33 protein-coding genes are annotated in these 26959 nt (G+C 51.7%); 24 read left to right on the top strand and 9 right to left on the bottom strand.

Annotated elements, in window-relative coordinates; translation table 11 throughout:
* Positions 1-9: 9 nt before the first annotated feature.
* Positions 10-858 carry an HTH-type transcriptional activator RhaR gene (rhaR, locus tag ACQ3G7_RS22410; protein WP_263098605.1) on the top strand — a complete coding sequence of 283 codons (849 nt, stop codon included), beginning with the start codon at positions 10-12 and terminating at the stop codon, positions 856-858.
* Here rhaR and rhaT read toward each other — a convergent pair whose 3' ends face one another.
* Positions 859-1893 carry an L-rhamnose/proton symporter RhaT gene (gene rhaT, locus ACQ3G7_RS22405; protein WP_430892246.1) on the bottom strand — a complete coding sequence of 345 codons (1035 nt, stop codon included), beginning with the start codon at positions 1891-1893 and terminating at the stop codon, positions 859-861.
* Positions 1894-2183: 290 nt separating this feature from the next.
* On the opposite strand from rhaT, the gene sodA reads away from it, so the two are divergent.
* Complete coding sequence (gene sodA / locus ACQ3G7_RS22400) at positions 2184-2804, top strand: superoxide dismutase [Mn] (RefSeq protein ID WP_430892244.1); 621 nt, start codon at positions 2184-2186, stop codon at positions 2802-2804.
* 248 nt (positions 2805-3052) lie between these two features.
* The gene (gene kdgT / locus ACQ3G7_RS22395) at positions 3053-4036 is read left to right on the top strand and encodes a 2-keto-3-deoxygluconate transporter (RefSeq protein WP_263098602.1); all 984 of its coding nucleotides are present in this window, start codon (positions 3053-3055) and stop codon (positions 4034-4036) included.
* Positions 4037-4076: 40 nt separating this feature from the next.
* Here kdgT and ACQ3G7_RS22390 read toward each other — a convergent pair whose 3' ends face one another.
* Positions 4077-4970 carry a dihydrodipicolinate synthase family protein gene (locus ACQ3G7_RS22390; protein WP_430892242.1) on the bottom strand — a complete coding sequence of 298 codons (894 nt, stop codon included), beginning with the start codon at positions 4968-4970 and terminating at the stop codon, positions 4077-4079.
* A 162-nt stretch (positions 4971-5132) separates the two neighbouring features.
* Between ACQ3G7_RS22390 and yiiM the strand changes: the two genes are divergently transcribed.
* Positions 5133-5807 (top strand): 6-hydroxyaminopurine reductase, encoded by a 675-nt coding sequence (yiiM, locus tag ACQ3G7_RS22385; RefSeq protein ID WP_430892240.1) that lies wholly within the window; start codon positions 5133-5135, stop codon positions 5805-5807.
* Positions 5808-5845: 38 nt separating this feature from the next.
* On the opposite strand, the gene cpxA is transcribed toward yiiM, so the two are convergent.
* Together cpxA and cpxR are read right to left on the bottom strand one after the other, a co-directional pair.
* Positions 5846-7219, bottom strand: coding sequence for an envelope stress sensor histidine kinase CpxA (gene cpxA, locus ACQ3G7_RS22380; RefSeq protein WP_263098599.1), 1374 nt, complete (start codon positions 7217-7219; stop codon positions 5846-5848).
* Positions 7216-7914 (bottom strand): envelope stress response regulator transcription factor CpxR, encoded by a 699-nt coding sequence (gene cpxR, locus ACQ3G7_RS22375; RefSeq protein ID WP_263098598.1) that lies wholly within the window; start codon positions 7912-7914, stop codon positions 7216-7218. The genes cpxA and cpxR overlap by 4 nt, the downstream gene beginning before the upstream one ends.
* Positions 7915-8065: 151 nt before the next feature.
* Here cpxR and cpxP point away from each other — a divergent pair, with 151 nt between their 5' ends.
* Positions 8066-8569, top strand: a complete 504-nt coding sequence (gene cpxP / locus ACQ3G7_RS22370) for a cell-envelope stress modulator CpxP (protein ID WP_430892309.1) — start codon at positions 8066-8068, stop codon at positions 8567-8569.
* Positions 8570-8753: 184 nt separating this feature from the next.
* Here the strand turns inward: cpxP and ACQ3G7_RS22365 are convergent, their stop codons facing one another.
* Both ACQ3G7_RS22365 and ACQ3G7_RS22360 read right to left on the bottom strand, forming a co-directional pair.
* On the bottom strand, positions 8754-9734 hold the full coding sequence (locus tag ACQ3G7_RS22365; protein ID WP_430892238.1) for a phage integrase: 981 nt from the start codon (positions 9732-9734) through the stop codon (positions 8754-8756).
* 69 nt (positions 9735-9803) lie between these two features.
* A complete protein-coding gene (locus ACQ3G7_RS22360) occupies positions 9804-10097 on the bottom strand; it encodes a helix-turn-helix domain-containing protein (protein WP_430892236.1) in 294 nt (97 codons plus the stop codon).
* A gap of 148 nt (positions 10098-10245) precedes the next feature.
* Between ACQ3G7_RS22360 and ACQ3G7_RS22355 the strand changes: the two genes are divergently transcribed.
* The 8 genes from ACQ3G7_RS22355 to ACQ3G7_RS22320 all read left to right on the top strand — a co-directional run bounded on the left by ACQ3G7_RS22355 (position 10246) and on the right by ACQ3G7_RS22320 (position 16601).
* Entirely contained in the window at positions 10246-10518 is a 273-nt protein-coding gene (locus tag ACQ3G7_RS22355) for a Cox family DNA-binding protein (RefSeq protein ID WP_088237003.1), read from the top strand.
* A 169-nt stretch (positions 10519-10687) separates the two neighbouring features.
* Complete coding sequence (repB, locus tag ACQ3G7_RS22350) at positions 10688-11188, top strand: phage replication protein B (RefSeq protein WP_035889130.1); 501 nt, start codon at positions 10688-10690, stop codon at positions 11186-11188.
* 63 nt (positions 11189-11251) lie between these two features.
* A complete protein-coding gene (locus tag ACQ3G7_RS22345) occupies positions 11252-11476 on the top strand; it encodes a DUF2732 family protein (RefSeq protein WP_430892233.1) in 225 nt (74 codons plus the stop codon).
* Complete coding sequence (locus ACQ3G7_RS22340; protein WP_430892231.1) at positions 11476-11772, top strand: DUF5405 family protein; 297 nt, start codon at positions 11476-11478, stop codon at positions 11770-11772. Before ACQ3G7_RS22345 ends, ACQ3G7_RS22340 begins: the two co-directional genes overlap by 1 nt.
* Positions 11773-11775: 3 nt before the next feature.
* Positions 11776-12000, top strand: coding sequence for a TraR/DksA C4-type zinc finger protein (locus ACQ3G7_RS22335; protein ID WP_430892229.1), 225 nt, complete (start codon positions 11776-11778; stop codon positions 11998-12000).
* Entirely contained in the window at positions 11997-12272 is a 276-nt protein-coding gene (locus ACQ3G7_RS22330) for a DUF5405 family protein (RefSeq protein WP_088237007.1), read from the top strand. Before ACQ3G7_RS22335 ends, ACQ3G7_RS22330 begins: the two co-directional genes overlap by 4 nt.
* Positions 12262-14562, top strand: a complete 2301-nt coding sequence (locus ACQ3G7_RS22325; RefSeq protein ID WP_430892227.1) for a replication endonuclease — start codon at positions 12262-12264, stop codon at positions 14560-14562. The genes ACQ3G7_RS22330 and ACQ3G7_RS22325 overlap by 11 nt, the downstream gene beginning before the upstream one ends.
* 212 nt (positions 14563-14774) lie before the next feature.
* Entirely contained in the window at positions 14775-16601 is a 1827-nt protein-coding gene (locus tag ACQ3G7_RS22320) for a DUF7380 domain-containing protein (protein WP_430892225.1), read from the top strand.
* A 358-nt stretch (positions 16602-16959) separates the two neighbouring features.
* Here ACQ3G7_RS22320 and ACQ3G7_RS22315 read toward each other — a convergent pair whose 3' ends face one another.
* Entirely contained in the window at positions 16960-17997 is a 1038-nt protein-coding gene (locus tag ACQ3G7_RS22315; RefSeq protein WP_430892223.1) for a phage portal protein, read from the bottom strand.
* The gene (locus ACQ3G7_RS22310; RefSeq protein ID WP_430892221.1) at positions 17997-19766 is read right to left on the bottom strand and encodes a terminase ATPase subunit family protein; all 1770 of its coding nucleotides are present in this window, start codon (positions 19764-19766) and stop codon (positions 17997-17999) included. The genes ACQ3G7_RS22315 and ACQ3G7_RS22310 overlap by 1 nt, the downstream gene beginning before the upstream one ends.
* Before the next feature lie 176 nt (positions 19767-19942).
* Here ACQ3G7_RS22310 and ACQ3G7_RS22305 point away from each other — a divergent pair, with 176 nt between their 5' ends.
* From ACQ3G7_RS22305 to ACQ3G7_RS22255, 11 genes are all read left to right on the top strand, one after another.
* Positions 19943-20800, top strand: coding sequence for a GPO family capsid scaffolding protein (locus tag ACQ3G7_RS22305; RefSeq protein ID WP_430892219.1), 858 nt, complete (start codon positions 19943-19945; stop codon positions 20798-20800).
* A 36-nt stretch (positions 20801-20836) separates the two neighbouring features.
* The gene (locus tag ACQ3G7_RS22300; RefSeq protein ID WP_430892217.1) at positions 20837-21994 is read left to right on the top strand and encodes a phage major capsid protein, P2 family; all 1158 of its coding nucleotides are present in this window, start codon (positions 20837-20839) and stop codon (positions 21992-21994) included.
* A gap of 3 nt (positions 21995-21997) precedes the next feature.
* The gene (locus tag ACQ3G7_RS22295; RefSeq protein ID WP_430892215.1) at positions 21998-22756 is read left to right on the top strand and encodes a phage terminase small subunit; all 759 of its coding nucleotides are present in this window, start codon (positions 21998-22000) and stop codon (positions 22754-22756) included.
* A gap of 96 nt (positions 22757-22852) precedes the next feature.
* Positions 22853-23359: a head completion/stabilization protein gene (locus ACQ3G7_RS22290; RefSeq protein WP_430892213.1), complete on the top strand. Its 507-nt coding sequence runs from the start codon at positions 22853-22855 to the stop codon at positions 23357-23359.
* Entirely contained in the window at positions 23359-23562 is a 204-nt protein-coding gene (locus ACQ3G7_RS22285) for a tail protein X (RefSeq protein WP_430892211.1), read from the top strand. The genes ACQ3G7_RS22290 and ACQ3G7_RS22285 overlap by 1 nt, the downstream gene beginning before the upstream one ends.
* Positions 23553-23789, top strand: a complete 237-nt coding sequence (locus ACQ3G7_RS22280; protein ID WP_430892209.1) for an HP1 family phage holin — start codon at positions 23553-23555, stop codon at positions 23787-23789. The genes ACQ3G7_RS22285 and ACQ3G7_RS22280 overlap by 10 nt, the downstream gene beginning before the upstream one ends.
* Positions 23773-24282: a lysozyme gene (locus ACQ3G7_RS22275; protein ID WP_430892207.1), complete on the top strand. Its 510-nt coding sequence runs from the start codon at positions 23773-23775 to the stop codon at positions 24280-24282. The genes ACQ3G7_RS22280 and ACQ3G7_RS22275 overlap by 17 nt, the downstream gene beginning before the upstream one ends.
* Positions 24279-24692 (top strand): Rz-like lysis system protein LysB, encoded by a 414-nt coding sequence (gene lysB, locus ACQ3G7_RS22270; protein ID WP_430892205.1) that lies wholly within the window; start codon positions 24279-24281, stop codon positions 24690-24692. The genes ACQ3G7_RS22275 and lysB overlap by 4 nt, the downstream gene beginning before the upstream one ends.
* Entirely contained in the window at positions 24574-24837 is a 264-nt protein-coding gene (lysC, locus tag ACQ3G7_RS22265) for an Rz1-like lysis system protein LysC (protein ID WP_430892203.1), read from the top strand. Before lysB ends, lysC begins: the two co-directional genes overlap by 119 nt.
* Positions 24800-25267, top strand: a complete 468-nt coding sequence (locus ACQ3G7_RS22260) for a phage tail protein (protein WP_430892201.1) — start codon at positions 24800-24802, stop codon at positions 25265-25267. The genes lysC and ACQ3G7_RS22260 overlap by 38 nt, the downstream gene beginning before the upstream one ends.
* Positions 25260-25709, top strand: a complete 450-nt coding sequence (locus ACQ3G7_RS22255) for a phage virion morphogenesis protein (RefSeq protein WP_430892199.1) — start codon at positions 25260-25262, stop codon at positions 25707-25709. The genes ACQ3G7_RS22260 and ACQ3G7_RS22255 overlap by 8 nt, the downstream gene beginning before the upstream one ends.
* 82 nt (positions 25710-25791) lie before the next feature.
* Here ACQ3G7_RS22255 and ACQ3G7_RS22250 read toward each other — a convergent pair whose 3' ends face one another.
* Positions 25792-26883, bottom strand: coding sequence for a GTP pyrophosphokinase (locus ACQ3G7_RS22250; RefSeq protein WP_430892197.1), 1092 nt, complete (start codon positions 26881-26883; stop codon positions 25792-25794).
* Positions 26884-26959: the final 76 nt, after the last annotated feature.

The raw sequence follows: 26959 nt of genomic DNA, 5'->3' as shown, positions 1-26959 counted from the left end.
GGTGACGTTGTGGCAGGTCAGTTAATTCTTCGTAAAGCGGACTTCTTCCCCCGCACCGGACAGGCGGTGGCGGTAGCGGATCGCTATCCGCAAAATGTCTTTGCCGAACATACCCATGAGTTTTATGAACTGGTGATGGTATGGCGCGGCAACGGCCTGCATGTGCTTAACGATCGCCCTTATCGCATTACCCGTGGTGACCTGTTCTATATCCGCGCGGAAGATTGCCACTCCTACGCGTCGGTCAACGACCTGGTGCTACAAAACATTATTTACTGCCCGGACCGGCTGACGTTGAACCTCGACTGGGCAGCGCATATTCCCGGGCTTAATGGCTCGCCGTGGACGCCACACTGGCGCATCGGTAGCACCGGTATGGCGCAGGCGCGACAGGTCATTACGCAACTTGAGCACGAGAGCGCCAGGCCCGATCCCCTCGACAATCTCATGGCGGAAACGCTGTTTGCACAGCTGGTGTTGACGCTAAAACGCCACCGTTTCGCCACCGATAATCTTGCCGCCACCCACAGCGAAGCGCTGCTGGATAAGCTGATTACCGCGCTGTCCGGCAGCCTGAATCGCAGCTTTGTGCTGGAGCAGTTCTGTGAGCAGGAGCAGTGCAGCGAGCGGGCGCTGCGCCAGCAATTCCGCAGTCAGACCGGGATGACCATCAATCACTATTTGCGCCAGTTACGCATTTGCCATGCGCAGTATCTGTTGCAGCATTCCGAGCAGATGATCAGTGAGATTGCGATGCAGTGCGGGTTTGAAGACAGTAACTACTTTTCGGTGGTGTTTAGCCGGGAAGTGGGGATGACGCCAGGTCAATGGCGTCATCGTAGTCGGGTTGCCGCCTGATCAGTTAGCCATGCCGAGGCCAACGATATTGGCCGCGACAATGATCACCACGCAGCCCAGGCTCAACACGCTCACGGGGCGTCTGCCCGCATTGTTCCACTCTTTCAGCACCAGTCCAACAATACCGCCGCACAACACGTAGAAGCTCATGTGCAGCATCCAACTGATGTAGTCATACTGCGCCGGAATACGCGCGTGACCCCAGGCGTAGAAGAAGAACTGCAGATACCACATCAGACCGCCCAGCGCAGAGAGCAGGATGTTGCTGATAAGCAGTGGTTTTGCCAGCGAGAAGTCGGCTTTTACCGACAAGTTCTTCACTTTTGCCAGACGAATAAAGCAGAAGCCGAGGTTGACCAGCGCGCCGCCGCCCATGATCACCACATAGCTTGGCAACGCCGTATAGAGCGGATCGATACCCAGTGCCGCTGCGGCTTCGTGCATCGGTTTGGCGGCATTCATGGCAAAGGACATCCCGGCAGAGAAGACGCCGCACATGATGGCCAGCGCCAGCCCTTTTTTCAGGCTGAACTCTTCGGCCTTGATACCCATTTTGCGCTCTTTCAACTGGCCTGCACGGATGACGATAGCCACGCCGATAAGGGCAACCAGCACGCCCAGCAGCGTCATACGACCGCCTTCGGTGCCAATCAGCACAGAGAAGTTACCGTTGATGATCGGCGTCATCAGCGTACCGACAATCAGCGTTATGCCAATGGCGATACCAATGCCCATCGACATGCCCAGGTAGCGCATGGTCAGGCCATAGTTGATGTTACCGATCCCCCACATTGCGCCGAACAGGAACACCGGCAGCAGCGTGGAGGCATTAAACGAGCTGAAATAGGCCCAAAAATCCGGCAATAACAGCGCGCTGATTGTCCAGGGAAGGATCAGCCAGGAGACGATGCCGCCGACTGACCACATGGTTTCCCAGGACCAATGTTTCACCTTTTTAAACGGGGCATAGAAACAGGCTGCACTGGCTGCACCTATCAAATGCCATAAAATACCCATCGTAATCGCGTTACTCATTTTCAATCCTCTTTGTTTTTATCGCCGGGATACGAGCAGCCGACCCGATGAGTGTAAAAATCGGTCAGAGGATTAACCTTGAGGCGTTTGCCGCGTAACGGCGAGAGCTGGCAATCAGCGCGTTATGGAGGTGAGCAGCTTCACAGTTTCAATAACATAACCAAAAGTTATAACCTTATAAAAACTACGGCATTGATAAACATTTTCAATATCATTTAATTAACTATAATGAACCAACTGCTTACGCGGCGTTAACACAGTAGCCGCTTACACCTTTAATGGAGATGATTATGAGCTATACATTGCCTGCTCTGCCGTACGCGTATGATGCCCTTGAGCCGCACTTCGACAAACAAACGATGGAAATCCATCACACCAAACATCATCAGACTTATGTGAACAATGCAAACGCAGCGCTGGAAAGTCTGCCGGAGTTCGCAAATCTGTCTGCTGAAGAGCTGATCACCAAACTGGACCAGCTGCCGGCGGACAAAAAAACCGTTCTGCGTAACAACGCAGGCGGTCACGCGAACCATAGCCTGTTCTGGAAAGGTCTGAAAAAAGACACCACTCTGCAGGGTGACCTGAAAGCGGCAATCGAGCGTGATTTCGGTTCCGTAGATAATTTCAAAGCAGAATTCGAAAAAGCAGCAGCAACCCGCTTTGGTTCCGGCTGGGCCTGGCTGGTGCTGAAAGGCGACAAACTGGCGGTGGTTTCTACTGCAAACCAGGACTCCCCGCTGATGGGTGAAGCGATTTCCGGCGCCTCTGGCTTCCCGATCGTGGGTCTGGATGTGTGGGAACACGCTTACTACCTGAAATTCCAGAACCGCCGCCCGGACTACATCAAAGAGTTCTGGAACGTGGTGAACTGGGACGAAGCTGCTGCGCGTTTCGCGGCGAAAAAATAAGTCTGTTTCGTCACTCACCGTAAGGTGAGGCAAAACCCCCGCCAGGCGCTGCCGACGGGGGTTTTTTTATGTCGCTTTACATGAGTGCAGACAATAAAAACGATGATCCTAAAATAATGAAATATTGTTTCGTTATGCATGATTGATCACTTTTCTCACCGGAAACGGGTTCTAACATCACCTCATCGGCGCTGAGTGTTTTTTGCCCGGCGCAGCAAAATCAGACGGTTTTGACGACAGGTGAGAATATGCAAATCAAACGTGCAATAGAGAGAATTCCGGGCGGTATGATGCTGGTTCCCTTGTTCATCGGTGCGTTGTGCCACACCTTTGCGCCGGGAGCGGGGAAATATTTTGGCTCTTTTACCAACGGTATGATCACCGGTACGGTGCCGATTCTGGCGGTGTGGTTTTTCTGCATGGGGGCGTCGATCAAACTGAGCGCGACCGGTACGGTGCTGCGGAAATCCGGTACGCTGGTGGTCACCAAAATTGCCGTGGCATGGGTGGTTGCGGCGGTGGCGTCGCGCGTGATCCCGGCGCACGGTGTTGAAGTCGGATTTTTTGCCGGGCTGTCGACGCTGGCGCTGGTGGCCTCGATGGATATGACCAACGGCGGGCTTTATGCGTCGATCATGCAGCAATACGGCACGAAAGAGGAAGCCGGGGCGTTTGTGCTGATGTCGCTGGAGTCCGGCCCGTTGATGACGATGATTATTCTCGGTACTGCGGGTATCGCCTCGTTTGAGCCGCATGTGTTTGTCGGCGCGGTATTGCCCTTCCTGGTGGGGTTCGCACTGGGTAACCTTGATCCGGAACTGAGGGAATTCTTTAGCAAGGCGGTGCAGACGCTGATCCCGTTCTTTGCTTTCGCATTGGGTAACACCATCGATTTAAGTGTGATTGCACAAACCGGGCTGTTGGGCATTTTGTTAGGTCTGGCAGTGATTGTGATCACCGGCATTCCGCTGATTCTCGCCGATAAACTGCTTGGTGGCGGGGATGGAACCGCCGGGCTGGCGGCCTCCAGTTCTGCGGGCGCGGCGGTAGCCACGCCGGTGCTGATTGCCGAAATGGTGCCGGATTTTAAAGCGATGGCGCCAGCGGCTACCGCGCTGGTGGCGACCTCGGTGATCGTCACCTCGATTCTGGTGCCAATTTTAACCTCAATCTGGTCACGGAAAGTGAAAGGGGCAACCGCGGAAATCGCGATACGTAATGCAGTGAAATAACGGCAGGCCGGATAGCGCGACGCTTATCCGGCCTGTGTCGTTATTGAATACCGAAGAGGCTATCAACCTGGTGGCGCTGCTCCTCATTCAGTGCGCCGCCAGGGTTGCGCGCAATCGGCGTGCAGTAGCCAAACTTGCGTGACACCACGGTCTTAATGGTGGTAACAAAATCATCGCCGATGGCGTAAATCGCCATAAATTTGCCTATCTCGCGCTGTGCGTCCTGTAACGTTGGTAAATCGCCCTGTCGCCAGGCTTCGCGGGCTTTGACAAACAGCTCCGGCATAACGTTGTTCAGCCCGGAAATCACCCCGGCGCCGCCCGCCAGCAGGTTGGGAATATAATATTCGTCATACCCGGACAGCACGGCGAAATCGTCGCGTACTTTCTGCGTCGCGAGAATGATATTACGCGTATGCGACTGGCAATCCACCGTGTCTTTAATACCGGCAAAATCCGGGAATTCCGCCGCCAGGGTTGCCACCAGGTCGGCTGTCAGATCGCAGCCGGTGCGCGCCGGAAAGTTATATGCAAACCACTTACCGCTAATCGCCTTACCCAGCGCCCGGAAGTAACTTAACAATTGCGCTGGCGTTTGACCGTAATAGTAAGGGGGCAGCACCATAACGGCTTCGTAGCCGGTGCGCCAGGCTTCATCGGCCATACTCAGGATATCGTTGAAGCAGGTCGACGAGACGTTGGCGACCATCGTGCCGGGAGACATCGCCCGCGCTTTGCGGATCAATAATAGCCGCTCGTCCATCGAGAGAGAGGCGAATTCACCGATGCTGCCCATCAGCAAAATGACATCAATTTTCGCCGCGCTAAGACGGGCAATATGTTTGCTCAGTCCGTTAAGATCGACTCGTCCTTCGCCGTCCATGGGGGTGATGGAAGGGCACCAGACGCCGGAGAATGGGGGTTCGTGGGTCACAGCACGGTCTCCTTATTGAATGAAATAGCGTTTCAAATATCAGATTAAGTGATAGCACGTCTGTGAGGGCAGCATGGCAACCGGGGTCGCATTTCTGCACGTTTACTGCACAAAAAATGTGGTCTAATAGTGGCGTGATTCAACACTATCCAGGGAGTGAATATGCGCCATCCGGTTGACGTCTTTATTGGCAAAGTCAGGGATTATGCAGGGAGTCGGCCCAGCGCCATCGCCAAATTGCAGGTTGAAGGTGAACTGATGCTTACCGACACCGGGCTTGCAGGAGATGAGCAGGCTGAACAGAGTTACCACGGTGGTGCGGATCGCGCGCTGTGCCACTATCCGCGCGAGCATTATGCGTGGTGGGCTGCGCGTTTCCCTGAGCAGGCATCGTTGTTTTGCGCCCCGGCGTTTGGCGAAAACCTTTCCACCACGGGGCTGACTGAGCAAACGGTATTTATCGGCGATATTTTTCGTTGGGGTGATGCACTCATCCAGGTGACGCAACCGCGCTCTCCCTGTTTTAAACTCAATTTCCATTTCGCTATTAGCGATATGGGCGCGCAGATGCAGGCAAGTGGCAAAGTTGGCTGGCTCTATCGGGTGATTGCAGCGGGAAGGGTATCCACAGATGCACCGCTGGAGCTGGCATCCCGGTTGAGCGACGTCAGCGTATATGATGCTGCGGCCATCGCCTGGTATCAGCCGTTTGATGATGCGCAATATCACCGTTTACTGTCGGCGGCGGGGCTATCGGCAAGCTGGACGCGTACGATGCAGAATCGGCGTATTCACGGCAAAATTGAAGATAATTCCCGGCGACTGTGGGGAAAATAGCAAGGTAGCGCCCCCTCCTTGACGGAGAGGGCGTATGGCTAAGCGCGTTTGTACAACGGTAGCCAGAGCGTTAAGCGTAAACCGCCCAGCGGACTATCGTCGGCTTTGACCCAGCCGCGATGCTGCTGGATAGCCGTTTCCACAATCGCCAGCCCCAGACCTGTACCACCGGATTCCCGGTCCCGGGCTTCGTCGGTACGGTAGAACGGGCGGAAAATCTGCTCCCGATCCTCCGGGCTGACGCCAGGGCCGTCGTCATCGACGTTAATGGTGATGCCGTCTTTATCGACGGCAAAACTCACTTCGATTTTGCTGTGCGAGTAGCGCAGCGCATTACGCACGATGTTTTCCAGCGCACTTTCCAGCGCGTTCGGGTTGCCATACAACGGCCACGGACCGGGCGGGAAGCTGACCGTCAGGGATTTACCCATCTGTTCTGCTTCGAAAGCGGCGTTATCCAGTACCTCTTTCCACATCTGGTTGGCTTTGACCGTTTCGCTCACCAGCGCGTTTTTCTGTTGATTCCGCGACATTACCAGCAGGTCGTTGATCATGCCATCCAGCCGCTGCGCCTCGGTTTCGATGCGCTCCAGCTCTTTGCTTTCACCGCTGCGGCGGCGCAAAAGCGCGGTGCCCAACTGTAAACGTGTGAGCGGTGTGCGTAACTCATGCGAGATATCAGACAACAGACGCTGTTGCGCCGTCATCATCCGTTCCAGTGCTGTCACCATCTGGTTAAAACTGGCCCCGGCGGCAAGGAATTCCTGCGGCCCGGCTTCCAGTTCTGGGTGCTGTCGTAAGTTGCCCTGTGCGACTTCATCCGCCGCGTTTTTCAGCTTACGCGCGGGTTTCGCCAGGCTCCACGCCAGCCATAGCAGCAGCGGTGAGCTGATCAGCATCGTGACGATCAGCAATAACAACGGGCGGTCAAACAGCAGGTTGATAAAGTCAGACTGTGAACTGCCGGCGGGGCGTATCAGGTAGAGTTGGTAGTTGTCTTCCCCGTCACGTACGGAGAACGGCCCGACCATTTCGACCCGACCATACTTTTTCTTCTGCGGATGATCAGAGTTATCCGCCTGGCCGATAAAGTTACGGATTATCTGCATTTCGTTGCGTTCGGCGCCGATAACGCGCCCTTCGCTGGTGACCAGCAACAAGCGCTGACCCGGCGGCGCCCATTTGTCGATAGCGCGGAAAAGCCTGCGCCACCACATCAGGTCGTTCGGCGGGTCATTAGCCAGTTCCGCTTCGACATGCTGTTCAATCATCACGCCCTGACGTTGTTCGCTGTCCAGCAGCTCCGTCATTTGACGGGAGTCCAGCTTTGGCACCATCAAGACCAGCATCAACACCAGTGCCAGCGTTAACCAGAAAATGGCGAAGATGCGGGCGGTCAGGCTGCCTATCATGAAGCGGAAACCATCAGATAACCGCGCCCGCGCAGAGTTTTAAACCACGGATGCCCATCTTTGCGATCCGGCAATTTGCGGCGCAAATTGGAAATGTGCATGTCGATGGCGCGATCAAACGGCGTTAAGCGTTTGCCGAGCACTTCCTGACTAAGATGTTCACGGGAAACCACCTGGCCGAGATGCTGCGCCAGCAGGTAGAGCAACGTGAATTCAGTCCCTGTTAGTTCCAGGGCGTGACCATCAAAGCTGGCTTCCTGGCGGCCCGGGTTCAGGCTCAGTGCATCCACTTCAAGCGTAGGCGAACCGTTATCGCTGTTTTGCTGCTGTTCACTCCAGTGGGAGCGGCGCAAAATCGCCCGGATACGCGCGACCAGCTCGCGATCGTTAAACGGTTTTGGCAGATAGTCATCCGCGCCCAGCTCCAGGCCGAGAACGCGATCAAGCTCGCTGCCGCGTGCAGTCAACATAATCACCGGCGTCTGGTGTGTCTGACGTAGCTCTTTAAGGGTATCGATACCGTTTTTCTTCGGCATCATTACGTCGAGCAAAAGCAAATCAATACTGTCATCGAGGAGGTCAAGCGCCTGTTCCCCATCGTGAGCAACGAGCACATTAAAACCTTCCATGTCGAGTAGCTCTTTTAACAGGGATGTAAGCTCTCGGTCATCATCTACTAAAAGAATTTTATTCATTGTTTAAATACCTCCGAGGCAGAAATTACGTCATCAAGAGTCGCTAATCCATGACTTTACGTTGTTTTACACCCCCTGACGCATGTTTGCAGCCTGAATCGTAGACTGATTCTCGTTGATACGCGATACGGAAATATTACTGGAGTAAATGATGCGCAAAGTTACCGCTGCCGTCATGGCCTCAACGCTGGCGTTAAGTGCAGTTAGCCAGGCGGCTGGAGTCGTAACAGGCGATAACTGGCATCCTACCGAAGGATTCGCGCAGCGCAGTGTTCAGAGCCATATGTTCGACGGTATTAATTTGACCGAACATCAGCGTCAGCAGATGCGGGATCTGATGAGACAGGCGCGGCACGATCAGCCTCCAGTTAATGTTAGCGAAATGGAGACAATGCACAGCCTTGTCACCGCAGAAAAATTTGATGAAAACGCTGTGCGCGCCCAGGCGGAAAAAATGGCGCAGGAACAGGTAGCCCGTCAGGTTGAAATGGCAAAGGTCCGCAACCAGATGTACCACCTGCTCACGCCGGAGCAGCAAGCGGTTTTAAACCAGAAGCATCAGCAACGGATGGAACAACTGCGCGATGTAGCGCAGATGCAGCAAAGTTCCCCGTCGACAGTATTGAGTAGTAGCAGTACCCGGTATTACCAGTAACAAACCCTGTTTTCCTTGCCATAGACACCATCCCTGTCTTCCCCTCCATGATGGAGGGGTTTTTTTTATCAATCACTTACACCTGAGTCTAAGAATAACAGCCACTTAGAAAAAGCTGTAACGGTCTGGAACGGTTTCAAAACCCTCTGAGTGTGGACACAATGTGGACACTCAGAGAGATAATTTATACCGTCACTCCTCCGTTAAGAGGGTTCAACGCGACAGCATTTTGCAGGTAGTCAGGTGCAAGGTGCGCATAGGCCATTGTCTGCTGAATGCTTGCATGCCCGAGAATCTGTTGCAGGGCAATAATATTTCCCCCGTTCATCATGAAATGGCTTGCGAAAGTGTGGCGCAGAATATGTGTTGCCTGATTGGGTGGAATGTCAGGTTTCACGTTGCGCAATACCCCGCAAAATTTTTCATAATCAACTCTGAACAGCTTCCCGCTGGCTTCCTCTTTCACTTTCGTTTCAAGCTGCGCTGAGATAGGCACGGTTCGCTTTTTGCCGTTTTTCGTTTTCAAAAAAGTAACCCTGCAACTGGCTATTTGCGCCGGTTTTAGTGTGGCTACCTCTGTCCATCTTCCGCCAGTGCTAAGGCAGACGAGGGCAACGAGCAAAGCATCTCCGCTCAATACTCCTAACAGCTTTTCAATTTCTGACTTATCCAGAAACGTCATTTCCGGGTTGGCTTCTGCCAGTGGAGGCAAACCATGCACGGGATGTTGCCCGGCAAACTCCTCTAACTGGATCAGCTTCGTAAACATGCCCGATAGACGGTACATATCACGATTTATTGTTGCTGCGCTGATACCTTCCCGTAAACGCATTGAGCGGTAATCCATCAGGCATTTCTTGCTTAATCTGCTGACTGGCAGATCTCCCAGCCCATTGATGGTTTTGAGCAAATGCCCTCGCTCTTTTTTTCCGTGTTCGTGGTTCTGCCCGTGGTATTGCCACCATGCATCTAACAACTCGGTTAGAGTGCGTCGGTCAGTCCGTCGGCCAGCCCATTCCTTTTGGGGGGCGTTCGCCAGCGTGTAACGCTCAAATGCGATAGCTTCAGCCTTTCTTTCAAACTTCCGGCGAATGCGACGTCCTTCGCGCCCGCGCGGTCTAATGTCCACTTCATAGCGACCATCATCGAGCTTCTTAATTGCCATAAGAAAGCCCTCCGGCGCAGGATTCACCATCTTGGTAACAAATGGTGAAAATGTAATGTTTATATAGTGTTAACCAGTCCGTTTCTCTGAGTGGTTTGATTCTGTTGGCTCTTGCCCATTGTGTGCGATAGCCGGTGCGATTTGACCAGCTTGTGGGGCAGTTTTGTCAGTCATTAACCAAAGGGCATATTTCTGAAATTGTGGGTGTGTCGTAATTTTGAGCAGAGCGTTACCTCCTGGCTCGAAATTACCTGTTTCATACTTTTTCAACGTGCTAAGGGGCAAGTCGATGATTTTGCAAAACTTAGCCTGACTTAACCCCTCTGCTTCTCGTAAGGCTTTTACCTTCGCGCTTAATTTCATTTGACATGGAACCTATATGTGTCCTAAATTTTCCGCAAATGGAACCTATATGTGTACCATTTTGGGCGTGAGTCCAGCCCGTCAGGAACGTTCCTGAGCGGTTTTGAAGGGGCTGGATCCGACAAGATTAGCACGAGAGGTGTGTTTTATGGACGCAAATAACTATTTGATCCAGTACCCAATTGAAGCGGTACATCCTGATAAGTTCGCCGAATTACTCGGAAAGCCACGCAGTGCAGTCATTGAAATGCTGAAAGCGAACAAGTTGCCTGTTGTTGAGTTTCGCGATCCATCTAAACCGAATGCCCGCGCAGGCGATAAGCTGGTTTTCATTCCTGAGTTCAATCGCGGCGTACGTGAAGCGTTTTACAACAGACCAGTTGAGCAGCGTGACGCGTGGCTGTTGTGGATGGGGCTTTGATCATGAATGAGCCTCGTTGCATTGCTCAGCTATTGCGTAACGAAAGCTCAAGGGCGATAGATTTCACTATCACCCACGGCAAGGGACGCAAAGGCATCATCATCCGCACCAAAAAACCGAGCACTCTAAGCGCTGTTTTTACTTTTCTGAAATCCCGGAGGTTCTGGAAATGTCTGTGATGACTCTCGGTATTGTGTCCGGTCAGCCAGCCGGTTTGCGCAGCTTGGTCAGCAAATACCTGGCCGCTCCTCGCTGGCAAGATTCTTGCGATTTTTATAATCAGATGATGGAGCGTGAGCGCTTAACCGTTTGTTTTCATGCGCAGTTGAAACAGCGCCATGCGACCATGCGTTTTGAAGAAATGAACGACGTCGATCGCGAGCGCCTGATCTGTGCAATTGACGAATTACGCGCAGCGTTTTCCCGATTCCGTCAGGTTGGTATCAGCCAAACAGCTTACATTGGCAGGTTAACAATAAGCCAGCGAAGAACTTTATTTATGCATGCTGGTTTAACAGAAAATGAATTTAACCAGCCTTACTGGCGCATTAATGACGATTCCTGTTATTGGCGCGATAAATTATTTCGAGCGTTGCGGGAGTTATTCGGCCTTTTTGAGCATGCACCGACAATATTAACCTCGGTTAAGCCTGAACAATATCTACATTAAATAATTACCGTTAATTTTTAACGCACTTAATTGTGCGGGGCTTCTTTTTATCTGGAGAAAGTCATGCATACAGTAACAGGAACGCAGTGCGGTAAATTCTCATTAATGCTACAGCAGGCCAAAACGGAAGCACAGACCGACGCGGCTACACGCTTTTCTTCTCATCTTGACGCCTTAATACGCCACATAACAAGTGCTGAGTTATCTCGTTTAGAGATTGTCGAGTTACTCAGTCAGGAGTCAATCAAGTTTCATAATATCGGCTTGTCTCGCGAGGAGTGCCTTTAATGTCACTCGTACACACCGTATTACTAAATAACTGGTTGAAAATCACGCTTCTGAAAAATAACGAGTTTTCGCTTGCTGATATTAAACGCGACAGGGAAACCGGTGCGAAGGTTGAATCAGTCATCGCTATTTATTCCTGTGAATTAAAACTGTTTTCGGACGTAATAAATCTACTCGTTAAGCGTGCGATTTTTCATAAGCAAATCTCCTCGTTGGATGAAGTTACAGAATTAACTACCGAGCTCATTACGCACTGCGTAAGTGAATTTAAAACACTAAGCAGAATTAGAGGATAACCAATGCCAGATTATATGGATCTCGTTCAAGAACGGCAGACCGAGTCACTGACCCGCCAGGTTAACGCCGCGCGGGTAAAACCCTGCGGCGCTGCTGCGTTTGTTTGTGAAGAGTGTGAAGCTCCGATTCCTGCTGATCGCCGTGCTGTTTATCCGTCTGCTACTCGCTGTGTTTACTGTCAGTCAGCACTCGAGGCGAAAGCAAAACACTATCGGGGGCACGTATGAGCATTCGTATCGAGATTGGCGAACGCTATGTTGTCACCAGTGATCGCTTTCAGTTCATTTTGCAGGAAAAAAAGACCGCTGAAACAGGTAAGAATGCGGGTAAGGAGTGGCTCGATGTTGTCGGCTATTACCCCAAATTAAACCAGCTCGTATCCGGATTGGTGTATCACGATCTTTTCACTGGCGACGCCACCTCATTTGAGGCACTAAGCACGCAGGTTGAGCGGCTCAGCCAGCAATGCTTAACGGCTTTCGGCTCAAATGGGCGTTGAAGTTCGGGGGCGTTACGCCCCTACACCGCCGCCACCATTTGCAAAAGGCACCGGTAAAGAATTTTCCGGTGCCTATTCATGGAACGCGCCGCGAGATGCTATTGGGCGCGATAGACCCCTTACACGTGACGAGCTGCGTCAGGTGCAAGGTGTTTTGTCCAAGATTGACCGCCTACCTTACTTTTTAAGTTCCCTCTTCACATCGCGTTATGAGTACATCAGGCGTAACAAAAGCCCGGTTCACGGGCTCTATTTTCTCAAGTCGACATTTTTACTCCGTTTATGGCCGCGCATAGAGCGAGTAAATCAGCGCAACGAAATGAATACTCAGGCGTCGTTGCTGTTTCTGGCGGAAAGCGAAAATTATGCGCGTTTGCCGGGGATGAACGATAAGGAACTGAAAAAATTCGCGGCGCGTATCGCCTCGCAGTTTTTCGTTATGTACGAAGAGCTAAGCGATGCATGGGCGGAGGCGCACGGCGGTAAAGAATCGCTTTTTACCGATGAGGCGCAGTCTCATCTTTACGGTCATGTCGTTGGTGCTGCTCGTGCTTTCAATATCACTCCGCTTTTCTGGAAGAAGTATCGAAAAGGGCAGATAACAATCCGCCAGGCCTTTTCCGCTGTGGCTCGGCTGATTAACGATGAATGGTGGATTAATCAACTCAAAGCGCAACGTATGCGCTGGCATGAAGCTCTTTTAATTGCTGCCGGTGAGGTTAATAAAGACCGCTCGCCGTATGCCAGCAAAAGCGCAATTCGCGATGTGCATGCACGCCGCCTGGCTAATCTTGAATACCTCAAATCTTGTGATCTGGAAAATAAGGTGACGGGTGAGCGTATTGATCTCATTAGCAAAGTCATGGGGAGTATTTCTAACCCGGAGATACGACGCATGGAGCTTATGAATACCATCGCAGGAATTGAGCGTTACGCCGCTGGCGAGGGTGATGTGGGGATGTTTATCACATTGACCGCGCCGTCGAAATATCACCCGACGCGTCAGGTCGGCAAGGGTCAAGATAAGACCGTGCAGCTTAATCACGGCTGGAACGATGAGGCCTATACCCCGAAGGATGGCCAGCGTTATCTATGCCGTATCTGGAGCCTGATGCGCACCGCTTTCAAAGATAACGATTTACAGGTTTATGGTATGCGTGTCGTCGAGCCGCATCACGATGGCACGCCACACTGGCATATGATGCTTTTTTGTAAGCGTCACCAGCGCCAGGACATCACCGAAATTATGCGGCGTTATGCCCTCAAAGAAGATGGAGACGAGCCAGGGGCGAAACGTAATCGCTTTCAGGCTAAACATCTGAATAAAGGCGGTGCGGCTGGGTACATAGCGAAATATATCGCAAAAAATATCGACGGTTACGCACTTGATGGCGAGCTCGATAATGATACCGGAAAGCCGTTAAAAGATACGGCCTCGGCTGTTACCGCATGGGCGTCAACGTGGCGAATTCCTCAGTTTAAACCGATTGGCTTGCCGACAATGGGCGCATATCGTGAGCTGCGAAAATTACCTCGCGGTGTTAGCGTTGCTGATGAATTTGATGAGCGTGTCGAAGCGGTTCGCGCGGCGGCTGATAATGGTGATTTTGATTTGTATATCGCCGCACAGGGTGGGGCAAATATCCCGCGAGATAGTCAGACTGTGCGCGTAGCCCGAAACGTGACTGATGAGGTCAACGCATACGAGGAAGATATTGAGCGTGTGGTCGGAATTTACGCACCGCACCTCGGAGCGCGTCATGTCCACGTTACCCGATCATCGGATTGGCGCATTGTTCCAAAGCTTTTAGCCGTTGAGCCTTTGACTTTAAAAAGCGGCATCGCCGCGCCTCGGAGTCCTGTCAATAACTGTGGAAAGCTCACCGGCGGTGACGTTCCGGTTATGACTCCTACACCGTCTGAGCATGCCGCAGCGGTGCTAAATCTTGTTGATGACGGGGTTATCGCATGGGATGACCCCGAAGTCGTGACAGTGTTCAGGAAAGCTCTAAAGCTAGGGGTTAAACCTCAGAACAGGCAGCAAATGCATGGCTCACAGTTAAAACAGGATGAACTAGCACCATCACGACGTTTGACCAAATCGCAGCGTCACCAAATTCCACGCATCAGGTTTGACCTCGCACAGCATGGCATAGCGCCGGAACTATGGGAGGTGGATGTACTGGCGCGAGGGGCGACGGTGACATACGACGGGAAAAATTTTTCATATCCGGTTGCAGAGGGATGGCTGGGGCATCCAGATTGGTCGATGATAGAATATATTAAATAGTCAAAAACATGATAATAAACACTGCGGAAATTATATTTAATATATGGGTGTTTACTATCCGAAAATTTCATGAACAACAGTATGGTTAAGACTAAGTTATCATTTGACAGAATGTATATTCTGGTGGAATGATTTTTTACTAAGCTAGCGAAGAATGGTCAAGATCGTGTTAATTGTGTACGTATACAATGAGTATATTGCGGAGGGTGAAAATGATAAATAATGCTTTTATCCTTACTCAGGAAGAGTTGGATTTGATTGATTATACTGTATTTTTAGATGTGCCTATCACTTTTCATAAGCATGAAATGAAAAAAAATCTGGCTGAGATAGTTTCCCCTGAATTGAACCCCAATGAACATAAATTAGCATCATTGTTGTCTGTATTATATGATTTTAATTTAGAGATTATTGGTGATTCATCTGTTTTTGAACCTCGAAGCATATTTGGAAATGAACGGTCAATATTGCCTGAGGATTTTAATGATAGATTTAATGAATGCCTTTTAAATATATCAAAAAAGATAAGCAATCCTTTTTTGCTTTCAAGGATATGTGATGTCATTTGGTGTAATAATAAAAGAAATAGAGATATTGCAGTTAAAGCGATAGACGCATATGCAATGATGATAAATAAAACTGCTGATATGTTAATTCTAAATAACAGTAACATAACACAGGATGATTTAAATGTTTTTTTATTTATCCGAGAGTACATAGCAAGGGGGTTGTTTATCAACTCTAGGGTTTATTCAAGAAAATCAGGTGGTAATGAAAATATTACACAAGCAATTCATTTTCTTTATAACACTCAAAATGAGAAACTAATATTTGAAGGTTTCAATTACTTAACATTGATTATGGCAGAGTATTACCCTAAAGGTGATAGGTTACAATACGCTAAAAATGCAGAAGCAATGGCTGAAGCGCATCGCGAAAAAAAATATTATGATGCTGTCAAAGCACTATATATGACTAGTGCACGTATTTATGAAAAAAATGGTCAACCGGATAGCGCCAAAAGGTGTCGATTATGTTCAGCAAGTATTAATATTAACGTGGCTAACGGTCGGGCTGATAAAATGGGAAGGGTTGCATGGCTAAGAACTGCAATTTCAGAATTAAGGCAGTATGGTGGCGATGCCCAATTGATTGATGGTTTAAAAAAACAACTTACTGATTTAAGAGAAGAAGTAAGGAGCGAATATGTTACGGTTAGCCATCCTATTGATATTAGTGAGTTAGTTGATGGTACAGAAAAAAGTCTTAGAGATCGTAGCTTAGCAGATATTTTCAAGGCGGTGATAGCTGAAACCCCTATTGAAAATATTGAAAATATGAGAGATGAGGTTAACGAATCAGTCAAGAGAAATGTTTTTTCAAGTTTCTTTGGAGTAGAAGTGCATGACGAGGCGGGGCGTAAGGTACACAAAGCCCTTCCCTTAAATATTAAAGAGGGCATAAATGATGAGGCAGTTATAGATCAATACTTGAGAACTTTTGAAATTGGTCATCAAATTTTTGTTAACGGTGTCTTTGAACCTGCACGGTACATACTTTCTCAAGAGCATAATTTAACGTTATCAACATTTAGTAAATTGGTTGCATATAGCCCTATTATTAAGCCAGAATTTAAAGAGGTCTTTAATCTAGGATTTTATAGACTTTGGCAAGGTGATTACATTGGTGCTAGCTATATCTTAATTCCGCAAATGGAAGGAATGCTCCGTCATTACTATGAGCTTAGTGGAAAAGATGCTACTCGATACTTGGATAAGGAGTTAGAAGAATCAACTAGCATTTCAATTTTGCTTGATAAATGCAGGGATGACATTGAAAGTATCTTTTCCAAAGACCTGGCCTTAACTATCGATCTTGTTTTTAATAGAAAAGGCGGCCCAGTATTAAGGCATAAATTAGCACATGGCAATTTGTATGCAGGATACTGCTTCGCAGAAACAACAACTTATGCTTGCATTCTGATTTTTTATCTGTGTGCCTATCCGCTACTACCACATTTCGAAAAGATTTTTGACTGACAAAAAATGCATTATATAACTCGATAATATAGTAATAATTCACATGCATGTTAGGCTGCATGAGCTTGCATGTGATATACCGTTCTGATTTAGGAGCTCAGTGCCAGAGCTGGCTTGGTTTTGTGTGCTAAATGCAACTGCATTAAAACCGACCCGTAAAGCGGGCAGGCGTGGCGGGGAAAGCATTGCGCGCTGGGGCGGGTATTTATTTATTTTTTTCGCGCCTGAGCGCGCCGCTGTCGCGTTGTCACGGCGTAAGGCATGTGTGAGCGTGTCGGGAATGTTGCGCGGCGTGTGGCGTCTCTGAGACTGTCAGGGCGGGGGCATGAAAAAGCCGCCCGCAGGCGGCTGTGATGGTTTACGCGTTGTCGTCCTCAAGGCTGTATTTTTCAAACCGGATGATCTCGTCGCCCGCCCACTCGTTGAGCTCCAGAAATCGCGACTGCAAAGGCTTCAGCTCATTACGCACAAACACCTTTGCCACCTTCTCAACGTCGCCAATAGAGCCCGCCGTCTCGGGCTTGGCTCCCATCAACTGGAACGGCACGCGGTGCGCGTCGAGCAGATCACCGGCGCTGACTTTTTTGATGTTAAAAAAGTCGTCTTTGGTGGCGACTTCCGACAGCGGCACGATCTTAATGCCGTCGGCTTTTCCGTTCGGCGCGTAAAAAAACAGGTTCTTAAAATTACCGAGCCCTTTCGAGTCGCGCATCGCCTTGCGCAGCGCTTCAACATCCGTGCTGCTCTGCGCCGCGTCGGTCACGTACATGATGTAACCCGCGTGCGCCCCGTTCTGGTAATACTTGCGGCGAAACAGCGTTGCCGACTCATTCAGCCAGGCCGAATTAAGCGCGCTGAGATATTCCGGCATCCCGTAAAGCTCCTGGTTGATGTCCGGCTCCAGCAGGTGGAAAACCGACCCGGGCGCAAACTGGTGCGGCTGCGTGAAGTTCTGAATAAACCAGTAGGTGTCGTCCTCCACGCCGCGCCGGGTGTATTTCGCCGGTGAGGTTTCATATTTGACCGGTCTGCCGGACAGGCTTAACCGCGTCTCAATAAACGCGTTGCCGAAAACGATGTAATCCAGGGCGAACCGGCTGAAATCCTGCCGTGACAGGCGGGCATGCGGGATAAATGTCGATACCAGAATATTGCGCTTAACGTACATCGGCGAGCTGTGGTGAACGGCGGCGCGCATGCTTTTCGCCAGGCCGGAAAAACTGAGCGGCGGCTCGTACCACTGACCGTTGTCGATGCACTCCACATAATCCAGGATTTCGCGTTTATCGAGTACCGGCACCGGCTCGCCGAAGGTAAATGCCTCCATACTCTGCGCCGGTGCGGCGGTCTGCTGGCGTGCCGCCTGGGTCAATTTTCGTTTTTTGTTTTTGCTCATCAGTTAAAATCCAGAATGGAAGAGGATTGCTGGCCGGTGGCGGCGGCCAGCGGTTCGTTAATCAGTACGTGCATGGTTGCCCAGGCGAGATCCGCATGGCTGGCTTCTTCGGTGCGGCTGGCCTCATAGGTGGCGCTGCGCCCGCTGCTGGTCATGGTTTTACGGATGGACATAAACGACTGCGTGATGTCGGTCGCGCTCACGTCGTATTCCAGGCAACCGCGCGTGATGGTGTCTTTGGCCTTGAGCACCATTGCGGTTTTCATTTCCGGGGTGTAGCGGATATCGCGGGCGGCGGGATAGAACGATCGCACAAGCTGGAACACGCCCTGACCGAGCCCGGTCGAGTCGATGCCGATGTATTCCACGTTGTATTTTTGCGTGAGTGCGCGGATAGACTCCGCCTGTGTGGCAAAGTCCATTCCTTTCCACTGGTGGCGCTCCAGTATGCGGAACTTGCCCCCGGCAACCACCGGCGGCGCGATAACCACACACCCCGCGCTGTCGCCACGGTGTGACGGGTCGTAGCCAATCCACACCACGCGGTGACCAAATGGCCGGTCGGCGAACGGGGCGAAGTCCTCCCACTCTTCCATAGTGTCGACCATGCATCGCTGCAGTTCTTCAAACGGAAACACCGACGCTTTGTCGTCGACAAACTCGCACATAAACAGGTTGCGGAAGTCGTCGGCGCTGTTTTCCTGCCGCAGCGCGTCCAGGTCAAACAGGGTACAGCCCCCGGCGAGCGCGTCCTCAATGGTGACAATCTGCCGCCACTGCCCGTCAGCGCAGGCCACACCGCGCGCTAACGCGGCGTGACTGATATCAATATCAACCCGCTCGCTGGCGCTGGCGCGCCCACGGTTAAACAGGTCGCCCGACCAGAACGGATAGGCACCATGCCCGAGCGAGGAAGGGGTCGAAAAATAGGTCGTGCGCAGGTGTTTTTGTGAGGCCATGCCCGACGCCACTTTGCGCAGTTTCTGAAAGTTGGGGATCCAAAAAATTTCGTCGACATACAGGTCACCGTTATGGCTCTGCGCGGTGTTGCTGTTGGTGCCGAGAAATAACAGCTCCGCGCCGTTATTGCCGATGACAATCGGGTCGCCGGTCAGGTCGACATCGACCAGGCGCGCAAAGGCGATGATGTATTTTCGGAACACATACGCCTGTGTTTTGGACGCCGATAAAAATATCTGGTTATGGCCGGTTTTCAGGGCGCGTAACAGCGCCTCGCGGGCGAAATAAAACGTTGCGCCAATCTGGCGGGATTTGAGAATGTGCCTGATGCGGTGCTCAAGCCCGGCCTTATGCCAGCCGAGTTGATACCCGAAGGACTGGTCTAAGAAAATTTCCTCCAGCTTTTCGACGGCTTCCTCGCTGAAAAAATTCTTTTTCGGCTTTTTGCGATCCCCTTTGTTGCGGTTGGCCACGTTCGGATTGAGATCCGCCTCATTGCCCGTCTGGCCATAGCGGTTAATGCGGGCAAAGCGTTCCATCTGGCGTGCCAGAAAATCAGCGACTTTGAAGTCGTGCGCGGTCATGTCCGGCTTGGCGTAAAGCTGGATGAGCCGCGCCTCTAACGTATTTTCGACGCGGTTTAAGGGCGCGGTGTCGTCCCAGCCGTCGCGCTGTTTCCAGCTCTGAACCGTGGGGCGTTTGGTCTGCAACATTTCCGCGATTTGCGGCACGGAAAACCCCTGCCAGTACAACAGCGCCGCCTGTCGTCGCGGGTCATTTAAAAGTGTCGTGTCGGTGGTGATGGTCATGCCTGCCTCGCCGTTGTTGGTACACGGCAAGGCTACTTAAGCGCGGTCGGTGATTCGCTAAGGTGCTGATGTGTCGCGGGCAAGCCATCCGTGACTGATGGCGAACCAACGGACGAGCCGGGAAACTACCCCCTGACAAAACGTGATCCTTTCTCACACAATCAGGACTCCTGACGATGGCAAAAAAAGTATCAAAATTCTTCCGTATCGGCGTCGAGGGTGACACCTGTGACGGTCGCGTGATCAGCGCGTCGGATATTCAGGAAATGGCCGACTCATTTGACCCGCGAGTCTATGGCTGCCGCATCAACCTCGAACACCTGCGCGGCCTGTTGCCGGACGGTGCTTTCGCCCGTTATGGCGATGTGGTCGAACTGAAAGCGGAGAAAATCGAAGACGATTCCGCGCTGAATGGCAAGCTGGCGCTGTTCGGCAAAATTGCCCCGCTCGACACGCTGGTCGATATGGTGGCGAAAGGCCAGAAGGTTTACACCTCAATGGAAATTCAGCCGAACTTTGCCAACAGCGGCAAGTGTTATCTGGTTGGCCTGGCGGTCACTGATGACCCGGCAAGCCTCGGCACTGAATATCTGGAATTCTGCCGCACTGCGAAACACAACCCGCTTCAGCGTTTCAAATCCAGCCCGGAGAATGTTTTCTCTGTTGCCACCCTCGCCGAGCTGGAATTCGAAGACCAGCCCGAAACCCTGCTGAACAAACTGACCGATTCCGTAAAGGCGATTTTCAGCCGCAAACAGACCAGCGATGACGCGCGTTTTCACGACGTGCACGAAGCGGTGACCACTATCGCCGAGCGCGTGCAGACCAGCGAAGACAGCGCCGGAACGCGCTTTACCTCGCTGGAAGCGGAGCTCGCCGCGCTTAAACAAAGCGTGACCGACGAGGCCGCCAAAAACAGCGAGCAGTTCAGCACGATCACCGCCACCCTGGACAAAACCCCCAGCCAGACACAGCCGCGCCGGAAACTGAGCACCGGCGGCGATGGCGCGGATGCCACCCTGACCGACTGCTGACCGGCCTCCCTTTTTAAGAACAGGAATACAGAGACAATGCGTAAAGAAACCCGTTTTAAATTTAATGCGTATATGAGCCGCCTTGCAGAGCTGAACGGCGTAAGCGTCGAAGACCTGAGCAAAAAATTCAGCGTTGAGCCGTCGGTAACACAGACGCTGTTTGACAAAATCCAGCAGTCTTCCTCCTTCCTGCAGCAAATTAATATGGTCGTGGTGCGCGAGCTGACCGAGGAAAAAGTCGGCATCGACGTCAACGGCACGATTGCCAGCACCGCCGACACGGCAAACGGTGACGAGCGTAAGACCGCCGATTTTTCGAAGCTGGACGCTTACCGCTATTTCTGCCACCCGGTGAACTTCGATTATCACCTGAGCTATAACAAGCTTGATTTGTGGTCGCGCTTTCAGGATTTTCAGATTCGTATCCGCAACGCGATCATCAAGCGTCAGGCGCTGGACTACATCACCATCGGCTTTAACGGTGTGAGCCGCGCGGCAACCTCTGACCGCAAGGCAAATCCGCTGTTGCAGGATGTCGCTGTCGGCTGGTTGCAGAAATACCGCAATGACGCACCGGAACGTGTCATGAGCAAGGTTGTCGACGAAAGCGGCAAAGTGATTTCCGAGAAAATCACGGTCGGTAAAAACGGCGTTTACAAAAACCTCGACGCGCTGGTCATGGATGCGCATGAATCACTGATCGAAGAGGTTCACCGCGAAAACCCGGAAATGGTGGTGATTTGTGGTCGCCGTATTCTGACCGACAAATATTTCCCGATGATCAACAAATTCCAGCCCAACAGTGAACAACTGGCCGGTGAGCTGATTATCAGCCAGAAAACCATCGGCCAGTTACAGGCCGTGCGTGCGCCGTTCTTCCCGGCGAGCAGTATTTTTATCACCACGCTGGATAACATTTCGATTTACCTCTACGAAGACGGTCACCGCCGTCACATCATCGAAAATCCGAAGCTCGACCAGGTGGAAAACTACGAACAGGTGAAAGTCGATTTCGTGATTGAAGACTACGAAGCCGGGTGCCTGATTGAAAACATCGAGATCCTTGAACAGGCCGAAGGTGACACCCCGGAAGCGGATATCGCGAAAGTGTTTGCGGCTGAAATGGCGGAGGCCATGAAAGCACTGGCAACCGCCTCCACTGCCACCCCGGCCAGTACCGGCGAGGGAGCGTAACAGATGGCGAGCCCCGCACAGCGTCACGCGATGCGGGTCTCGGCCATGAAGGCAGCGCAGCGGGAAGATAACCCGCTGCGCCATGCCACCCCTTATGAGCAGATGCTTGTAAAGCTGGCCGCAGACCGCAGGACGTTAAAAGAGATCCATTCGAAAGAGCGCAAGGCAGAGAAAAAGCGCGAACTGTTGCCGTTTTATCTGCCCTGGGTAACCGGCGTGCTGGAGAACGGCACCGGCACGCAGGACGCCATTCTGATGACGGTCATGCTGTGGCGTCTCGATGCCGGTGATATTCCCGGCGCGCTGGAGATTGCCCGCTATGCACTGCGCTACAACCTGTCGATGCCGGAAAACCATCACCGCACCGCGCCTTACATGTTGGCCGAAGAGGTGGCGCTTGCCGCACTGCGCGCCCGTGACGCCGGTCAGCCGGTGGATGCGGCAGTCCTTCTCGACACCCTCACTCTGACCCGCGAGGCAGACATGCCCGATGAGGTGCGCGCCCGTCTGCATAAAGTCGCCGGGCTGACGCTGCGCGATGCCGGTCAGCCCGCTGATGCCATGACGCACCTGCAACGCGCGATACAACTCGACCACAACGCCGGGGTGAAGAAAGAGATTGAGAGCCTTACGCGCGAGCTGAATCCGAAACCTGTTGCCGCGACGCCTGCGCCCGAAAAGCCCGCGAAAGCCGCACAGCAGAAAAAAACAGTCACACCGGTGAAACGCGGGCGGGGTCGCCCCCGCAAAGTCGCCGGTTAAAAGAACGCGCCCCGCGCTAGGGCGGCACGCCGGTTAATGAGGGTGTTTCACCTTATCAGCGACCGGCGTCCACCGCCCACCCTTTCAGAGGTAGTCATGCAGACAGTGATTATTAACAAAACCGAGGCGGCTGAACCGGGTAACACGGTCGTCATTCCGCCGCCAGCGGGCGACGAGCCGGTTATTAAAAATACGTTTTTCTTTCCCGACATCGACCCGAAGCGCGTGCGCGAACTGATGCGCCTTGAGCAGACCATCGCGCCAGCACGACTGCGTAACGCCATCAAAACCGGCATTGCCGAGGCGAACGCGGAGCTTTACGAGTACCGCGCCAGCCAGATTAAGGCGGGTTTTGCGCGCCTGGCCAATGTGCCGTCGGATGAGATCGACGGCGAAAGCACACGGGTTTTTTATTACGAGCGCGCGGTGTGTGCGATGGCAACCGCCACGCTGTACGAACGTTATCGCGGCGTGGATGCGAGCGCGAAAGGCGATAAAAAAGCCGACAGCATTGATACCACGATTGATGAGCTGTGGCGGGATATGCGCTGGTCAGTGGCGCGCATTCAGGACAAACCCCGCTGCATCGTGGGGCAAATCTGATGAAGGTGTATGCGCTTCAGGGCGACACCCTCGACGTTATCTGCGCCCGGTATTACGGGCGCACTGAGGGGGTGTTCGAAACGGTGCTCACGGCTAATCCGGGGCTGGCTGAGCTGGGCGCGGTACTGCCTCACGGCGTCGCGGTGGAGCTGCCAGAGATACAGACCGCAGCGGCACGGGAAACGGTGAATTTATGGGACTGAGCATGGAGAAAATCACCGCGTGGCTGGCGTACTGGATAAGCGTTGCGCTCACCTTCTTCGGTGCGATGACCCCGCAGGACTTCGCCGCGTATTTTGGCGCGCTGGGCGTGGTGCTGACGGTCGGCGTTAACTGGTATTACCGGCGCAAAAGCTACGCCCTGTTAGCGCTCCAGGTCAGACAGGGCAGTCTTTCCGGGGAGGTAATGAGCAATGTCATCAATCGTTAAGCGTTGCAGTGTGGCCGCCGTGCTGGCACTGGCGGCACTGGTGCCCGATTTTCGTTTACTCCATACCTCGCAGGACGGTCTTGCCCTGATTGCAGACCTTGAGGGGTGCCGTCTGCGCCCCTACCAGTGCAGCGCGGGCGTATGGACATCGGGCATCGGCCACACTGCCGGGGTCACGCCGAAACGGGATATTACGGAACGGGAAGCGGCGCAAAATCTGGTTTCTGACGTGCTGACGGTTGAGCGCAGCCTTGAGGTCTGCGCGCCGGTGGATATGCCGCCCCGCGTGTATGACGCCGTGGTCAGTTTCGCCTTTAACGTCGGCACCGGCGCGGCGTGTAAGTCCACGCTGGTTTATTTCCTGAACCAGAAAAAGTGGGGACAGGCATGCGATCAACTGTCGCGCTGGGTCTACATCGACGGCGTTAAAAATACCGGGCTCGAAAACCGCCGCAAGCGCGAGCGGGATTACTGCCTTAAGGGGGCGGAATGAAAACGTTAATCGTGTTGCTGATTCTGGCCGTCGTTGGCCTGCTGTGGCTGCGCCATGAAAACGGCACCCTTCGCGCGTCGTTTGATAAAGCCGGCCGTGTCGCCAGTGAACAAAAAACAACGATCGGCATGCTGAAAAATCAGCTCACTGTTGCCCGTACCGTGGCGGATAACAACGAGCGGGCGCAGGTGGATTTGCACCAGAAACTGGACGCCGCCGCAGGGCGGGAGGCGCAACGGGAAGAGGCGATTAAGAGGTTACTCAATGAAAATGAAGCGTTCCGCCGCTGGTATGGCGCTGTGTTACCTGATGCTGTGCGCCGGTTGCACAAGCGCCCCGCCTGCGCCAGTGCCGGTGATTGTTTACAACGCCTGCCCGAAAGTCAGCCTTTGCCCGATGCCGGGAAGTGATCCATACACCAACGGCGATTTGAGCGCCGATATCAGGAACCTTGAGCGTGCGTTAGAAAGCTGCGCGTTACAGGTTGAAGCCGTCAAAAAATGCCAGGATGAAACCGATGCTGAAACCCGACAGTCTGCGCAAAGCCCTCAGTAATGCGGTGCCGGAGCTGCGCACCAACCCCGAAATGCTGCGACTTTTTATCGACAGCGGGAGCATTGGCGCAACGCTTGCCGCGTCCCTCTCTTTTGAAAAACGCTACACCCTCAACGTGGTGGTGACCGACTACACCGGCGATATTGATTTGATCCTCGTTCCGGTGATGGCCTGGCTGCGTGAGTACCAGCCGGACATCATGACAACCGGCGAGGGGCAGAAAAAGGGCTTTACCTTTTATGCCGACATCAACAACGACAGCAGCGTCGATATCAGTATCAGCCTGTTACTGACCGAGCGAACGATTGTTAAAGAGGTTGATGCCGCACTGCATGTAACCACTGCCCCGGAGCCACCGCCGCCGGAGCCGGTAACACGACCGCTGGCGATGTATGCCGGTAATGATCTGGTGAGTCAGTGGCATGAATGAGCTTAAGCCATTTGAGGACAAGCTCGCGGGGTTGCTTGCGGCACTGTCTCCCGCTGGCCGTCGCCGTCTGACTGTCGAGATTGCGAAGAAACTGCGCCAGCGCCAGCAACAGCGGATTAAATCGCAAAAAGCGCCCGACGGGACGCCATACGCACCACGAAAAAGCCAGCCGATACGCGCAAAGAAAGGCAGGATAAAACGGGAGATGTTCGCAAAGCTGCGCACGAATCGTTACCTGAAAGCCAGCGGTAATGACAACGCAGCAGTTGTTGAATTCACCGGCAAAGTGCAACGCATTGCCAGGGTACATCAGTATGGGTTGAAAGATAAAACTGACAAAAATAGTTATACAGTACAATATCCTTCCCGCCCGTTACTTGGCTTGTCAGATGATGTTTTATCTTTGGTGGAGACGACTATAAATATTCACTTGTCAGCTTAAATAAGCATTGTTAGGCGGTTGGTTAGGCAAGGGAATCGAGCTTCATAAAGGCGGTGCATTTAAAATGCACCGTGTATGTTTTTTATTTTTTAATATTGGCAGCAAGTTTTCTTATATCCTCAAAGAATGAAATTTTCCTTTCGTCTCTAATGTTAAATTTGGCTGTTTTGTAAAAAGAATTTTCAAAGTCGCGTGAATTCCGCATCGCGACTAGAATTTGTGTTAGATATGAAATAAGGACTTGTCTAGGGATGCCACTAAGGCGAAAATTTTCGATGGCTTCGGTGGGGAATACTTTAATTCTGTTAAGTATCAACTCCCGGTGTTTAATTAAAGCATGCTCAAGTTGTTTTATGGAGTTGATGCCAACGAAATTTAAATTATTCAAAAGAGAGTCTAACTCTTTTGGGGTTTTTCCTTTTAACAGAGGTATCGCGTGCATTGAGGTAAATTCAAGCGCTAGTTCATCGAGTAATTTGCTTTTGTCAATATACTCTCGTAATGAGACTAAATCTAATGTGTCTTCCCCTTTCCCGCTTTTCAATACGTTTGCGATTTCTTCCTTTCGCGCATTTATGCTTTCTTTTATCTTTATGAATTCATCGTCCGCAATTTCTAACAAGCCAGCAAGTCTGGAGAAATATCTTTTGATTTCATTAGGCAGGCCGTTTGATTTATAGCCGATGTCATGCTCGATCTCTGCCCACGCATGCTGGAGTATTGAGCGTATTTGAATTTCCGCCTTAATATCTTTATATGACGCATATTCTTTTAAGATTGTGCGGTTTTTATTTAAACTCACAACGTAATGTAACGATAGATAACCAAATCTGTCAGGTTCTAATGTAACCCTTTTGTCGATTGAGTTTTCTCTATCTATAACAAATTCACTTTCAATTAACTTTGCAAGTTGATCTACATCATCTGAGTAGTGGGTTATTATTCTTGCGCCAACTATGTCAGTAATATCCTCAATGCAATTGTACTTGGCTTTGCTTAGTATTTTATCAGCAAGGCTGTCTCTGGTTTTTACTCTTGCGTCCAAAGAGTGAATTGAATAACCGCCATCACGAATTAAAGTGTTTAGCAGAGATTTTAGCGACAATGCATAAGAGTCATAAGTGTCTTTGTTCGTATCATAACTGGTTAGTATTTCATTCATAACAATACCCAAAAATTTCCTTTCTCTGTAAATATATAATTGTATTTATCATTACTTTACATTCAAAGTTGTGTCAACTGTAGCAAAA

This window comes from Kosakonia sp. N21, from assembly GCF_050587465.1.
In the GTDB taxonomy this organism is placed as follows: domain Bacteria; phylum Pseudomonadota; class Gammaproteobacteria; order Enterobacterales; family Enterobacteriaceae.
This window is presented reverse-complemented; position numbering and strand designations above follow the sequence as displayed.

Bases quoted from the DNA above. Each gene is read 5' to 3' on its own strand.
- ACQ3G7_RS22330 (WP_088237007.1), top strand. From the start codon at position 11,997: ATGAGCATTCGTATCGAGATTGGCGAACGCTATGTTGTCACCAGTGAT.
- ACQ3G7_RS22275 (WP_430892207.1), top strand. From the start codon at position 23,773: ATGTCATCAATCGTTAAGCGTTGCAGTGTGGCCGCCGTGCTGGCACTG.
- lysC (WP_430892203.1), top strand. From the start codon at position 24,574: ATGGCGCTGTGTTACCTGATGCTGTGCGCCGGTTGCACAAGCGCCCCG.
- rhaT (WP_430892246.1), bottom strand. From the start codon at position 1,893: ATGAGTAACGCGATTACGATGGGTATTTTATGGCATTTGATAGGTGCA.
- ACQ3G7_RS22285 (WP_430892211.1), top strand. From the start codon at position 23,359: ATGAAGGTGTATGCGCTTCAGGGCGACACCCTCGACGTTATCTGCGCC.
- ACQ3G7_RS22315 (WP_430892223.1), bottom strand. From the start codon at position 17,997: ATGAGCAAAAACAAAAAACGAAAATTGACCCAGGCGGCACGCCAGCAG.
- yiiM (WP_430892240.1), top strand. From the start codon at position 5,133: ATGCGCCATCCGGTTGACGTCTTTATTGGCAAAGTCAGGGATTATGCA.
- ACQ3G7_RS22355 (WP_088237003.1), top strand. From the start codon at position 10,246: ATGGACGCAAATAACTATTTGATCCAGTACCCAATTGAAGCGGTACAT.
- ACQ3G7_RS22345 (WP_430892233.1), top strand. From the start codon at position 11,252: ATGCATACAGTAACAGGAACGCAGTGCGGTAAATTCTCATTAATGCTA.
- cpxA (WP_263098599.1), bottom strand. From the start codon at position 7,219: ATGATAGGCAGCCTGACCGCCCGCATCTTCGCCATTTTCTGGTTAACG.
- cpxR (WP_263098598.1), bottom strand. From the start codon at position 7,914: ATGAATAAAATTCTTTTAGTAGATGATGACCGAGAGCTTACATCCCTG.
- repB (WP_035889130.1), top strand. From the start codon at position 10,688: ATGTCTGTGATGACTCTCGGTATTGTGTCCGGTCAGCCAGCCGGTTTG.
- ACQ3G7_RS22335 (WP_430892229.1), top strand. From the start codon at position 11,776: ATGCCAGATTATATGGATCTCGTTCAAGAACGGCAGACCGAGTCACTG.
- ACQ3G7_RS22320 (WP_430892225.1), top strand. From the start codon at position 14,775: ATGATAAATAATGCTTTTATCCTTACTCAGGAAGAGTTGGATTTGATT.
- ACQ3G7_RS22300 (WP_430892217.1), top strand. From the start codon at position 20,837: ATGCGTAAAGAAACCCGTTTTAAATTTAATGCGTATATGAGCCGCCTT.
- cpxP (WP_430892309.1), top strand. From the start codon at position 8,066: ATGCGCAAAGTTACCGCTGCCGTCATGGCCTCAACGCTGGCGTTAAGT.
- ACQ3G7_RS22340 (WP_430892231.1), top strand. From the start codon at position 11,476: ATGTCACTCGTACACACCGTATTACTAAATAACTGGTTGAAAATCACG.
- ACQ3G7_RS22360 (WP_430892236.1), bottom strand. From the start codon at position 10,097: ATGAAATTAAGCGCGAAGGTAAAAGCCTTACGAGAAGCAGAGGGGTTA.
- ACQ3G7_RS22255 (WP_430892199.1), top strand. From the start codon at position 25,260: ATGAATGAGCTTAAGCCATTTGAGGACAAGCTCGCGGGGTTGCTTGCG.
- kdgT (WP_263098602.1), top strand. From the start codon at position 3,053: ATGCAAATCAAACGTGCAATAGAGAGAATTCCGGGCGGTATGATGCTG.
- ACQ3G7_RS22325 (WP_430892227.1), top strand. From the start codon at position 12,262: ATGGGCGTTGAAGTTCGGGGGCGTTACGCCCCTACACCGCCGCCACCA.
- ACQ3G7_RS22310 (WP_430892221.1), bottom strand. From the start codon at position 19,766: ATGACCATCACCACCGACACGACACTTTTAAATGACCCGCGACGACAG.
- ACQ3G7_RS22290 (WP_430892213.1), top strand. From the start codon at position 22,853: ATGCAGACAGTGATTATTAACAAAACCGAGGCGGCTGAACCGGGTAAC.
- ACQ3G7_RS22260 (WP_430892201.1), top strand. From the start codon at position 24,800: ATGCTGAAACCCGACAGTCTGCGCAAAGCCCTCAGTAATGCGGTGCCG.
- sodA (WP_430892244.1), top strand. From the start codon at position 2,184: ATGAGCTATACATTGCCTGCTCTGCCGTACGCGTATGATGCCCTTGAG.
- lysB (WP_430892205.1), top strand. From the start codon at position 24,279: ATGAAAACGTTAATCGTGTTGCTGATTCTGGCCGTCGTTGGCCTGCTG.
- ACQ3G7_RS22280 (WP_430892209.1), top strand. From the start codon at position 23,553: ATGGGACTGAGCATGGAGAAAATCACCGCGTGGCTGGCGTACTGGATA.
- ACQ3G7_RS22365 (WP_430892238.1), bottom strand. From the start codon at position 9,734: ATGGCAATTAAGAAGCTCGATGATGGTCGCTATGAAGTGGACATTAGA.
- ACQ3G7_RS22295 (WP_430892215.1), top strand. From the start codon at position 21,998: ATGGCGAGCCCCGCACAGCGTCACGCGATGCGGGTCTCGGCCATGAAG.
- ACQ3G7_RS22305 (WP_430892219.1), top strand. From the start codon at position 19,943: ATGGCAAAAAAAGTATCAAAATTCTTCCGTATCGGCGTCGAGGGTGAC.